Source organism: Gallaecimonas xiamenensis 3-C-1, from assembly GCF_000299915.1.
GTDB lineage: Bacteria > Pseudomonadota > Gammaproteobacteria > Enterobacterales > Gallaecimonadaceae > Gallaecimonas > Gallaecimonas xiamenensis.
In genome coordinates, this window is record NZ_AMRI01000017.1 from 83149 (window position 1) to 93144 (window position 9996).

11 protein-coding genes are annotated in these 9996 nt (G+C 56.8%); 8 read left to right on the forward strand and 3 right to left on the reverse strand.

Translation table 11 applies throughout. The annotated features are described in order from the left end of the window. Positions 1–16 precede the first annotated feature (16 nt). From B3C1_RS12685 to mgtE, 6 genes are all read left to right on the forward strand, one after another. A complete protein-coding gene (locus tag B3C1_RS12685; protein WP_008485270.1) occupies positions 17–1504 on the forward strand; it encodes an RNA polymerase factor sigma-54 in 1488 nt (495 codons plus the stop codon). A 23-nt stretch (positions 1505–1527) separates the two neighbouring features. Further along, positions 1528–1815, forward strand: a complete 288-nt coding sequence (hpf, locus tag B3C1_RS12690) for a ribosome hibernation promoting factor (protein WP_008485271.1) — start codon at positions 1528–1530, stop codon at positions 1813–1815. Beyond that, entirely contained in the window at positions 1816–2268 is a 453-nt protein-coding gene (ptsN, locus tag B3C1_RS12695; protein ID WP_008485272.1) for a PTS IIA-like nitrogen regulatory protein PtsN, read from the forward strand. It abuts the gene before it with no gap. Then, the gene (gene rapZ, locus B3C1_RS12700; RefSeq protein WP_008485274.1) at positions 2265–3113 is read left to right on the forward strand and encodes an RNase adapter RapZ; all 849 of its coding nucleotides are present in this window, start codon (positions 2265–2267) and stop codon (positions 3111–3113) included. The genes ptsN and rapZ overlap by 4 nt, the downstream gene beginning before the upstream one ends. Further along, complete coding sequence (locus tag B3C1_RS12705) at positions 3113–3388, forward strand: HPr family phosphocarrier protein (RefSeq protein ID WP_008485276.1); 276 nt, start codon at positions 3113–3115, stop codon at positions 3386–3388. Before rapZ ends, B3C1_RS12705 begins: the two co-directional genes overlap by 1 nt. A 96-nt stretch (positions 3389–3484) precedes the next feature. Beyond that, a complete protein-coding gene (gene mgtE / locus B3C1_RS12710; protein WP_008485277.1) occupies positions 3485–4843 on the forward strand; it encodes a magnesium transporter in 1359 nt (452 codons plus the stop codon). A gap of 29 nt (positions 4844–4872) precedes the next feature. Here mgtE and pmbA read toward each other — a convergent pair whose 3' ends face one another. After that, the gene (gene pmbA, locus B3C1_RS12715) at positions 4873–6207 is read right to left on the reverse strand and encodes a metalloprotease PmbA (protein ID WP_008485282.1); all 1335 of its coding nucleotides are present in this window, start codon (positions 6205–6207) and stop codon (positions 4873–4875) included. A gap of 98 nt (positions 6208–6305) precedes the next feature. Here pmbA and yjgA point away from each other — a divergent pair, with 98 nt between their 5' ends. Then, positions 6306–6830, forward strand: a complete 525-nt coding sequence (gene yjgA / locus B3C1_RS12720) for a ribosome biogenesis factor YjgA (RefSeq protein WP_008485284.1) — start codon at positions 6306–6308, stop codon at positions 6828–6830. Between the two features lie 50 nt (positions 6831–6880). Then, positions 6881–7522, forward strand: a complete 642-nt coding sequence (gene tmpT, locus B3C1_RS12725; RefSeq protein WP_008485285.1) for a thiopurine S-methyltransferase — start codon at positions 6881–6883, stop codon at positions 7520–7522. A 489-nt stretch (positions 7523–8011) separates the two neighbouring features. Here tmpT and B3C1_RS12730 read toward each other — a convergent pair whose 3' ends face one another. Continuing rightward, the gene (locus B3C1_RS12730) at positions 8012–8893 is read right to left on the reverse strand and encodes a hypothetical protein (RefSeq protein WP_035482077.1); all 882 of its coding nucleotides are present in this window, start codon (positions 8891–8893) and stop codon (positions 8012–8014) included. Then, positions 8890–9765 (reverse strand): hypothetical protein, encoded by an 876-nt coding sequence (locus tag B3C1_RS20210; protein ID WP_156804540.1) that lies wholly within the window; start codon positions 9763–9765, stop codon positions 8890–8892. The genes B3C1_RS12730 and B3C1_RS20210 overlap by 4 nt, the downstream gene beginning before the upstream one ends. Positions 9766–9996 lie beyond the last annotated feature (231 nt).

Sequence of the window (9996 nt, forward strand, 5' to 3'; positions counted from 1 at the left end):
GGAAATCGCTCTCGTGATGAAGCCGAGCCTGCAACTACGCATAGGACAGCAACTGACCATGACGCCCCAGTTGCAACAGGCCATACGCCTGCTGCAACTGTCGTCACTGGAACTGCAACAGGAAATTCAGGCTGCGCTGGACGCCAATCCCCTGCTCGAAGACGGCCTGGACGAGGACTTCGACGAGCCCTCCTCCGACGCTGACAGCAGCGACCACGAACTGGACGGTGCCAAGGAATCCGCCAGCGACGACTTCGAAGACAGCCCCGCCGAACCCGACACCTCAGAGGTGATGGAAGAGCGCAAGCTCGACGAAGACCTGCCGGTGGACGCCAGTTGGGACGAGGTCTATTCCGCCGGCACCACCAGCACCGGCCCGGTCAGCGTCGACGACGACAGCCTCTACCAGGGAGAAACCGTCGACGATATCCAGCAGCACCTGTTGTGGCAGATGCGCCTGACCCCCTTTAGCGAAACCGACCAGGCGGTGGCCTTTGCCATCATCGACGCCATAGACCCGGACGGTTACCTGCGCCAAAGCTGCGAAGAAATTCTGGAAAGCCTGGCCATAGACGACCTGGAACTGGACGAAGTGCAGGCGGTGTTAAAACGCATCCAGCATTTCGACCCTGTGGGTGTCGCCGCCCGTGACCTCAAGGAATGCCTGCTGATCCAGTTGGGCCAGTTCAACGGCACCACCCCCTGGTTGGCAGAGGCCAGGCGCCTTATCGACGAGCATATCGACTTGTTGGGCAACCGTGACTACCGCACCCTGATGCGGGTTACCAAGCTCAAGGAAGACGAGCTGCGCGAGGCCCTGCGCCTGATTCAGAGCCTCAACCCAAGGCCCGGCTCCGTGGTGTCCAGCGAAGAGCCCCAATACGTGGTGCCCGACCTGTCGGTAGCCAAGAAAAGCGGCCGCTGGCTGGTGGAACTCAACCCCGACGCCCTGCCCAGGGTACGGATCAACCAGCAATACGCGGCCATGAGCCGCCATGCCCGTAACCCGTCGGACAGCCAATTTATCCGCTCCCACCTCCAAGAGGCCAAATGGTTTCTGAAGAGCCTGGAATCGCGGAACGAAACCCTGTTGAAAGTGGCGCGCTGCATAGTACAGTTTCAACAAGGGTTCTTTGAATATGGCGAGGAGTACATGAAACCCATGGTGCTCAACGACATCGCCGAAGCCGTGGACATGCACGAGTCCACCATATCCCGCGTCACTACCCAGAAGTACTTGCATACGCCAAGAGGGATTTTCGAGCTCAAGTATTTCTTCTCCAGCCACGTCGCTACCGACGACGGCGGGGAATGTTCTTCCACCGCGATCCGCGCCTTTATCAAGAAGCTGGTTGCAGAGGAAAACGCCGCGAAACCATTGAGCGACAGCAAAATGGTGGAGCTGTTGGCCGAGCAGGGCATACAGGTTGCCAGGCGCACCATCGCCAAATACCGCGAAGCGCTGAACATACCGCCCTCCAATCAACGCAAGAGCCTGTTATAGGGCTGGCATATAAGGATGAGACTATGCAAATCAATCTCACTGGCCATCACATCGAAATCACAGACCCGCTGCGGTCTTACGTGTCCGACAAATTCTCCAAGCTGGAACGTCACTTCGACCACATCAGCAACGTCCACGTGGTGCTCAACGTGGAGAAGATCCGGCAGATAGCCGAAGCCAAATTACACGTCAGTGGCGGCGAACTTCATGCCTCCAGCGAACATGAAAACATGTATGCCGCCATTGATGGCTTGATCGACAAGCTCGATAGGCAGATCATTAAGCACAAAGAAAAGCTCAATCAACGCTAAATGGAACTCAACGAGATCTTGCGCCCGGACGCCGTGGTGACACTGGCTCCGGGCCTTTCCAAAAAACGGGTACTGGAAATGATCGGCGAAGTCGCCGCTCGCCAGTGCAACCAGATCACGGCACACGCGGCCTTTGACGCCATGCTGGCCCGTGAACGACTGGGTTCCACCGGTATCGGCAACGGCATCGCCCTGCCCCACGGCCGCATGACCGACACCGACAAGGTGGTGGCGGTGGTGGCCAGGCTCAGCCAGGCCATCGACTTCGACGCCATCGACAACCAGCCGGTCGACCTGCTGTTTGCCCTGTTGGTGCCGAGCGACCAGTGTCAGGCCCACCTGACCACCCTGGCAGCCATCGCCAAGCGATTGTCTGATAAAGAAACCTTGAAAAAACTACGCAGCGCCAGCGATGATAACGAGGTGTACCGCATCCTCGTTGACGCCGCATGAATCTGGTTATCGTCAGTGGCACCTCAGGTGCCGGCAAGTCCGTCGCCCTCAAGGTCCTGGAGGACCTTGGGTACTACTGTGTTGATAACCTGCCCCTGAACCTGCTGCCGGCGCTGATGGAAACCCTGCGCGACGACGTGCGCAAGGTGGCGGTCAGCATCGACATCCGCAACCTTCCCGAAGCCGAAGAAGACCTCACCCAGGAACTGGATTGGCTACCGGACGACATCAGCAAACTGGTGCTGTACCTGGATGCCGACCAATCGGTGCTGCTGCGCCGCTTCTCCGAGACCCGCCGCCTGCACCCCTTGTCGCGGCTATCCAACCGTAGCCTCGAAGACGCCCTGGAGCTGGAACGCAAACGACTGCTGCCCCTGTGCGGCATTGCCGATCTGCGCATGGACACCTCCGACATGTCCATCCACCAGTTGGCCGAGCTGATCCGCGAGCGGATCCTGGGCAAGAAGGAAGGGCCGCTGGTGATGGTGTTCGAGTCCTTCGGTTTCAAGCACGGTCTGCCCAAGGACGCCGACTACGTCTTTGACGTGCGCTTCCTGCCCAACCCCCACTGGGTGCCGGAGCTCAAACCCCTGACCGGCAAAGACCAACAGGTCAAGGACTTCTTCGCCGCCGAGCAGGACGTGGCCCGGGTGCTGGCGCAGCTGGACGGCCTGCTGGAAAGCTGGTTGCCGCAGCTGGAGCGCAACAACCGCGCCTATGTGACGGTGGCCATCGGCTGCACCGGCGGCCAGCACCGCTCGGTGTTCATCGCCGAACAACTGGCGGACCGCTTCGAAAGCCGGGGCCGGGACGTGCAGCGCAAGCACCGGGACATGAAGGGCTGATGAGCCGCCTTAGCCGCACTCTTATCCTCAAGAACAAGCTGGGGCTGCATGCCAGGGCCGCCACCCAACTGGTCAAACTCAGCCAGCAGTTCGACGCCACCATCCTCTTGGAGGCCAAGGGCCGGGAAGCCAATGCCGACTCGGTATTGGGGCTGCTGCTACTGGAAGGCCACCAGGGCCAACCGGTGACCTTGCACTGCGAGGGGCCGGACGCCGAAGCGGCCCTCAACGCCGCCAGCGCCCTTATCGACGCCGGCTTCGACGAAGATCAATAAGGCCGACAACGGCTTAGCTAAGCTCCTCATTCTCATCAATAATTCACGGTAGTTGCGTTAGACTGCCTGTCCCGTCCCCCTAGCCTGTGGAGTCCCATGGCCGAAGAAAAAGCCCCACCCGCCTTCGAACAGATCAGTACCCTGCTGGCCAGGGGCAAGTTCGTGCGTGCCCGGGAGCTGCTTCACGCCATGGACCCGGCGGACGTCGCCCACCTCCTCGAATCCAGCCCTCCCAAGGCCCGTCTGGCCCTGTGGCAGCTGGTAGACCCGGACCAGGAAGGGGACATCCTCGACGAGCTGTCCGAAGACGTGCAGCGCGGCATCCTCAAATTGATGGACGCCGACAAGGTGGCTGCCGCCACCGAGGGCATGGAAACCGACGACCTGGCCTATGTGTTGCGGGGCCTGCCCGACGAGGTGTACCGCAAGGTGCTCAAGGCCATGGACACCCAGGACAGGTCCCGCCTGGAGCAGGTGCTGTCCTACGCCGACGACAGCGCCGGCGCCATCATGAACACCGACACCGTGACCCTGAGGCCGGACGTGACAGTGGACGTGGTGATGCGCTACCTGCGGCGCCGTGGCGAGCTGCCCAAGGGCACCGACAGCCTTTATGTGGTCAACAAGGCCGATAAACTGGTGGGGGAAGTGCCCCTGTCGGTGCTGGTCACCGCCGCTCCCACCGACAAGGTGCGGGAAGTGATGGACGCCGAGCCAGAGCCGGTGCACTACACCATGGCCGAAACCGACGTGGCCCAGCTCTTTGCCCGTTACGACTGGTACTCGGCACCGGTGGTGGACGACGAAGGCCACCTGCTGGGGCGGATCACCGTCGATGACGTGGTGGACATCATCCGCGAAGACGCCAGCCACTCCATGATGAGCATGGCCGGCCTGGACGACGAAGAAGACACCTTCGCCCCTGTGCTCAAGTCCACCGGCCGGCGCACCCTGTGGCTTGGGGTCAACCTGCTCACCGCCTTGGCGGCAGCGGCGGTGTCCAACCTCTTCGAAGATACCCTGGCCCAGTTGGCCACCCTGGCGGTACTGATGACCATAGTGCCGTCCATGGGCGGCATTGCCGGGTCCCAGACCCTGACCCTGGTCATTCGCGGCATGGCCCTTGGCCATATCGGCACCCAGAACGCCCGTTTCCTCTTCACCAAGGAAATGGCCATAGGGCTGCTCAACGGCCTGATCTGGGCCGGGCTTATCGCCCTTATCGTCGGCATCTGGAAAGAAGATATGACCCTGGCCGCCATCATCGCCTTTGCCATGGGCATCAACCTCATTGCCGCTGCCGCCGCCGGCGTGGTGGTGCCCTTGGTGATGAAAAAATTCAGCATAGATCCGGCCCTGGCCGGGGGCGTGGTGCTCACCACAGTCACCGACGTGGTGGGACTCTTTGCCTTTTTGGGCTCCGCTACCCTGCTGCTGACCCAGCACAGCCTATAAAAAACCCCGGCCTTGGCCGGGGTTTTTGTTCAGTTGCCCGCTATGGTCATGCGGTCAATCAGTACCGAGCCGGTGTGGATACCGCCCCGGCGCTCCTCGTCGGAGCCGATGGCACTGATCCCCATCAGCATGTCCTTGAGGTTGCCGGCTATGGTGATCTCCGACACCGGATACTGGATCTGGCCGTTCTCCACCCAAAAGCCGCCGGCGCCACGGGAATAGTCGCCGGTAACCATGTTGATGCCCTGCCCCATCAATTCGGTGACGATAAGGCCCCGGTCCAGGCGCTTGACCATGGCGGCAAAGTCGTCGCCGTTGCCTTTGACATACCAGTTGTGGATGCCGCCGGCATGGCCGGTGGTCTGCATGCCAAGGCGCCGCCCCGAATAGCTGGTCAGCAGGTAGGTTTGCAGCACGCCGCCGTCGATGATGTTGCGCTTGACTGTCCTCACCCCTTCGCTGTCGAAGGGCGTGGAGGCCAGGCCCCCCAGCACATGGGGGTCTTCACTGATCTGCACGAAATCCGGCAGCACCTGGGTGCCCAGGCTGTCCAGCAGGAAGCTGGAACGGCGGTACAGGCTGCCACCGCTGATGGCGCCCACCAGGTGGCCCCACAGGCCGGTGGCCACGTCTGCTTGGAACAACACCGGCACCTGCATGGTGCCCAGCTTCTGGGCTCCCAGGCGGGCCAGGGTGTTGCGGGCGGCGCTGCGGCCCAGGGCCTCGGCGTCGTCCAGCAGGTCAAGGCGGCGGGCAATGGAGTAGTCGTAGTCCCGTTCCATCTGTTCGCCGTCTTTGGCGATCACCACGCAGGACAGGCTGTGGCGGCTGCTGGGGTAGCTGCCCAGCATGCCGGCGGTGTTGCCGTAGACCTTGAAGCCGGTATGGGAGGCAAAGCTGGCGCCGTCGGAATTGCTGATGCGCGGGTCGGCGGCCAGGGCTGCTTCCTCGCAGCGCTTGGCGTAGGCGATGGCCTGGGCCGGGTCCAGATCGGCGGGGTGGTAGAGCCCCAGATCCGGGTAGGCCAGGGCCAGCATGTCCGGGTCGGCCATACCGTTGGCCTCGTCTTCCGAGGTCAGCCGGGCAATGCGGTCGGCCGCTTCCACCGCTTCACGGATGGCTTCGACACGCAGGTCGGAAGTGGACGCCGAGCCCTTGGCCTTGCCCCGAAACACCGTCACCCCCAGGGCGCCGTCCTTGTTGAACTCGATGTTTTCCACTTCCCCCAGCCGGGTGGAGACGCTGATGCCGGTCTGGCGGCTGATGGCCATTTCCGCCCCTGTTACGCCCAGTTGCTTGGCGTAATCCAGGCCCTGGCCCACCAGGGCTTCGACGGCCTTCATGTCTTGGATGATGTCGCTCACCGCTACCTCGGAATATCTTGGGCATTTCCCGGCAGCATAACACAAGCCAGCCCCTACGGAGGGGCCGGGCAAACTGCTATCATAGGGGAAATTAGCCAATGCCCCAGACCATGCACCCACAAGACGACGACGAAGAAATCATCTACATCAGCAAGTCCGAGCTCAAGCGCGAAGCCAACGAATCGGTGGACCTCGGCAAGGAACTGATGGACCTGGCCCCGGCCCAGCTGGACAAGATCCCCCTGGACGACGAGCTGCGTGAAGCCATCCTGCTGGCCCACCGTATCCGCAACAAGCACGAAGGCTTTCGCCGCCAACGCCAGTTTGTTGCCAAGCTGGTGCGCCAGGCCGACCACGAGCCCATTCGCCAGGCCCTGGACAAGCTCAAGAACCTGCACGCCCAGGAAACCCTGAAGCTGCACCTGGCCGAACAATGGCGCGACCGCTTTATGAGCGAAGGCAACAGCGCCGTCCAGGCCTTTATCGACCAGTTCCCCGGTGTCGATATCCAGCACCTGCGCCAAGCCCTGCGCCTGGCCCTCAAGGAAAAGGCCGCCAACAAGCCGCCCAAGTACTACCGGGAACTGTTCCAGATAGTCAAAGAGCAGCTGGGCGCCGAATAACCCCGCCCCATGCCGCCCCCTCTTGGTGGGCGGCAGCCAAGGACCTTTTTATGCAGGCAGACTTTTGGCACCAAAAATGGGCCAGTGGCGAGATTGGTTTTCACCAGCAGCAGGGTAATCCCCAGCTGCAAGCCCAGCTTGGCCGCCTGGCCCTTAGCCCCGGTGCCCGCCTGTTCCTGCCCCTTTGCGGCAAGACCCGGGATATCGCCTGGCTGCTGGCCCAAGGCTTTGATGTCGCCGGCGCCGAACTGAGCCCCCTGGCCATCCGCCAACTCTTTGCCGAGCTGGGGGTAGAACCCCAGATAGAAGACAAAGGCCCCCTGCACTGCTACAGCGCCCCCGGCATCGCCATCTGGGTAGGGGACATCTTTGCCCTTAACGCCGGCCAGCTTGGCCCGGTGGACGCCGTCTTCGACCGCGCCGCCCTGGTCGCCCTGCCCGGCGACATGCGCCCTCTGTACGCCCAGCACCTGCAAGACCTCACCCGCCAAGCCCCGCAGCTGCTGGTAACCTTCGACTACGACCAGGCCGCCCAAGCTGGCCCGCCCTTTTCGGTTGGCTTTGACGAGGTTCAGTCCCTTTATGGCGATGCCTATCAGGTTGAGCTGCTGGCCCGTGAAGAGGTTGTGGGTGGGCTTAAGGGGCTGGTTCCGGCTGAGGTTTTGAGTTTTTTGCTCCAGCCCTTAGCTTAGAATTTGTCTGCCAGGGGCGGCTGATTTGAAGTATCTGGCTGGATTAACCTCAGCACTTTATAAATTCATTCCCTCTGTTTTCACGAATAGTTGATTTAAATGCCGGGACTCGCCCCGGCGGGCGACCTGCTTTCTTGCTTGTCCAAGAAAGTAGGCAAAGAAGGACCCCCCGGCGTTACGCGCCCTTCGGGAACCTCGCTTCCAGTCGCTTACCGCGGTCGCTGCACACGGGCACCCTGCCCTTCTTCCGCTCGCTCGGTATCCCTACCTCGCGCCCGCTCACACTCCTTCCAGCGAGGCGCTGCACTTAAAGGGGCCCCAAGAGCCCCATCCAGCAATACCAAGCAATACCAAGCAATAAAACCAGGAACTTTAAAATTCACATCTGTTGATAGATGATTTTCTCAAACTTCATTATCGTCCATTAGATTTAAAAAATTTCATAACGAGAAAAGAAACTTTTAAAAATCAAGCCATGAAAATCATAAGTCACGCGGCTACATCCTCCCACCAACTAACTGTCTTTTTAGATAAGCCATCTACAGTATGCGCATCAATTATTTCGATACCTGCTCTATCCATACGGTCTAATTGACGGGAGGTCAAATCCATTAACTTTTTATAGTCACGGCTACTTAATCCACTATCAATATCTGGAACTAAAATAGACAATGAAACTTTCCCAATATCGGAATTGCTTTTCAAAAGAAATAAATCGGAGGAAGCCTGCAATAGGTTATTTTCCACTACCATTGGACTTTTATACCAGGCAGAAACGATGCTTCCAGCAGCTTTGCCTGACATTAGAGGGATGTCAATTTCAATGAAGCCACTATCTTTTATCCTAAGATTGAATTTTTTTTCTTGTATAATTCTCGACGCTGAAAGGCCCATTCCGTCCTTAATAAGCTCAAACATCAGGGTTCTTAATTTTTGAGTAGAACGATACCTGAAGGATGCATCTCTACTCTTCGAATTTATTCTTCCTAAAGTAACTACATCATAAAAGAAACTGTCAATTACAGAATCAGCATCCCTACCTGAAGCATAGAGAGGTTGTCCGAGGCGGATAGTGTCCGACAATGTATCTGGTAGTTCACCGTTAAACCTGACAATTGAGTCTTCAATATCATGAAGGTAATAGGAGAGCGAATCTATATCTACCGTCTTATCATATAGACACTTGATTCTTTCAAATGAATCAAGCATTCTAACGTCGACCTTCCCTCCATGTTCGAAGATCACTCCAACATTTAAATACTCGCGAGCAATCTCATCAAAGCAGAGACTTATTGGCCTCCACTTACCATCCACCAAGGCCTCTTCACCACTGGATGGAATGCTTTCTAATATTTTAGAATGAACACTCATATTAAAAGCCCCGATGCCTTAGCATATGCCACTGGATCCAGCCGACTTTCAAGATATTTGACGACTACTTCTACATCTTCATCATTTACAAATTCAGAAAGAACCTCTCTCGCTGCTTTCTTTCCAGATTCTTCGAACAACAGTTTAAAACGAGAAATTGCCATCTGTCGCTTACTTTTATTTGGGAGCTGATTTTTCCATCCAGAATGAAAATTCTCTATAAAGTTCTCAAGCCGATTGACAGTCTTAGGTGGCAATGAAAAAATTTCAGAAGCACTCCAATTTGGATAATTTAAAATCCGCCCATGGTCTATCAAAAAAATTGAATTAGCAGGACCATCAAGCAGATTACCAAGGTGGCGATCTGAATTCAAAAGCCAATCATCGAAGGCGATAATATTGATGGTATCATCATGACGCTTGAGATCATCAGCAAGACGTTTGATTAGAAGATTTTCTAACGGCTTAAAGTTAACATTTTCTATTCGAGACTGGCTAAGATTAGGATAATTCATATCCTTACTGAACCAGCATATAAATCGATCCTGTTTTTTTGACGATACTCTATCTACTTGTTCTACAGTCTCTCTTGGGATTTGCTCTCTATTTAATATAATAATCCCGGCGATGTCGGGAGTATAAAAGCCAAAACTCTTAGCTAATACAAACCCCAAAGCCTCGTTGACAATTTCCATATTGTCAACAAATGCCTTCTTTGATGGGCACATTATTTCGTCTGGTTGAGGTTTTATATAGCAACGTACATCATCGCCGCCAATATTAATCTTCCCTCTTATTAATGGGCTAATCCCATTAGCTTTAGGTGCAGTCAGAACACCTCGAAAAGAATTAGGCCCAAGTAAAGCAATCATCAATTTTCAACCCGTTCATCTACAGAAAAATGACAAGTTATGTAGGCTGAATAATTAAAGTCCCTTTCCAAATAGAACAATCTCATCTCTGCTATCCCTTCCACAGGTTTCATCCGAACCAGACTACATCAATAGGCATATAGTGCAAGATCTCGAACAAGGTAAGCGGTGTCCATCCAATGAACGACTATATGCGAGGACAAGGCGACAAAATCGCCGGGAGCGATTTTG

Coding starts and splice junctions, on each gene's coding strand:
- B3C1_RS20210 (WP_156804540.1), bottom strand. CDS start 9,765: ATGATTGCTTTACTTGGGCCTAATTCTTTTCGAGGTGTTCTGACTGCA.
- B3C1_RS12705 (WP_008485276.1), top strand. CDS start 3,113: ATGAGCCGCCTTAGCCGCACTCTTATCCTCAAGAACAAGCTGGGGCTG.
- tmpT (WP_008485285.1), top strand. CDS start 6,881: ATGCAGGCAGACTTTTGGCACCAAAAATGGGCCAGTGGCGAGATTGGT.
- yjgA (WP_008485284.1), top strand. CDS start 6,306: ATGCCCCAGACCATGCACCCACAAGACGACGACGAAGAAATCATCTAC.
- rapZ (WP_008485274.1), top strand. CDS start 2,265: ATGAATCTGGTTATCGTCAGTGGCACCTCAGGTGCCGGCAAGTCCGTC.
- B3C1_RS12730 (WP_035482077.1), bottom strand. CDS start 8,893: ATGAGTGTTCATTCTAAAATATTAGAAAGCATTCCATCCAGTGGTGAA.
- hpf (WP_008485271.1), top strand. CDS start 1,528: ATGCAAATCAATCTCACTGGCCATCACATCGAAATCACAGACCCGCTG.
- B3C1_RS12685 (WP_008485270.1), top strand. CDS start 17: ATGAAGCCGAGCCTGCAACTACGCATAGGACAGCAACTGACCATGACG.
- ptsN (WP_008485272.1), top strand. CDS start 1,816: ATGGAACTCAACGAGATCTTGCGCCCGGACGCCGTGGTGACACTGGCT.
- mgtE (WP_008485277.1), top strand. CDS start 3,485: ATGGCCGAAGAAAAAGCCCCACCCGCCTTCGAACAGATCAGTACCCTG.